The following is a 1057-nucleotide window of genomic DNA, read 5'->3' as shown; positions in this document are numbered from 1 at the left end:
GCCCAGGCCAATGCATGTTCGCGCCCGCCGCTGCCAAGGATAAGGATGTTCATCTGCGTCTTCTCCGATCTGCCTGAGCCGAGAGGCGCCCCGGTCCTGTCCGGGGCTTGCCTTGCTTGCGGCGGGTTCTATGCTGCGCGCGAATTCAAAACAAGACCAGCCTCAAGCCGCAGGAGAGCAGCCCCGCAATGTCCGACCTGTTTGACGACCCGCAACCGGGGCAGAACGCGCCCGAATTCACCGTCTCGGAAATCTCCGGCGAGGTGAAGCGCACGCTGGAGGGCACCTTCGGCCGCATCCGGGTCAAGGGGGAGGTCGGGCGGGTGTTCAAGGCCCGCTCCGGGCATTTGTACTACGACATCAAGGACGACCGCTCGGTGCTGGCCTGCACCACCTGGAAAGGGCAGGTTTCCAGCCTGTCGGTGGTGCCCGAGGAGGGGCTGGAGGTGGTCGTCACCGGCCGGCTGACCGCATTCGGCGCCCAGTCCAAGTACAACATGAATGTGGACGAGGTTGCGGTTGCGGGCCAGGGGGCGCTGATGGCGCTGCTGGAAAAGCGCAAAAAACAGCTGGAGGCAGAGGGGCTGTTTGCCCCGGAACGCAAGACACCGCTGCCTTACCTGCCGCAGATCATCGGCGTGGTGACCTCGCCTTCCGGTGCGGTGATCCGGGACATCCTGCACCGGCTGCGGGACCGTTTCCCGCGCAAGGTTCTGGTCTGGCCGGTCGCGGTGCAGGGGAAAACTTGCGCGCCGGAGGTGGCCCGCGCCATCGAAGGATTCAACCGCTTGACCCCTGGCGGCGCGCTGCCGCGGCCCGATCTGATCATTGTCGCCCGCGGCGGCGGCTCGATCGAGGATCTTTGGGGATTCAACGAGGAAATCGTGGCGCGGGCTGCGGCGGCCTCGCAGATCCCGCTGATCTCGGCGGTGGGGCATGAGACGGATACCACGCTGATCGACTTTGTCTCCGACCGCCGGGCGCCGACCCCGACTGCGGCGGCGGAACTGGCGGTGCCGGTGCGGTTGGAACTGATGGCCTGGGCCGAGACCCAGGG

At 66.5% G+C, this 1057-nt stretch carries 1 protein-coding gene; it reads left to right on the top strand.

The genetic code is table 11. From position 1 onward, the window contains the following. Positions 1–188: 188 nt before the first annotated feature. Positions 189–1057, top strand: an 869-nt coding sequence (gene xseA / locus A2I95_RS41705) for an exodeoxyribonuclease VII large subunit (RefSeq protein WP_291738127.1), incomplete at its 3' end; no start/stop codon positions are given.

The sequence above is a fragment of the Leisingera sp. F5 genome (assembly GCF_001593695.1).
Note: the sequence above shows the minus strand (reverse complement) of the source record. Positions and strands in the feature narration are given on the sequence as shown.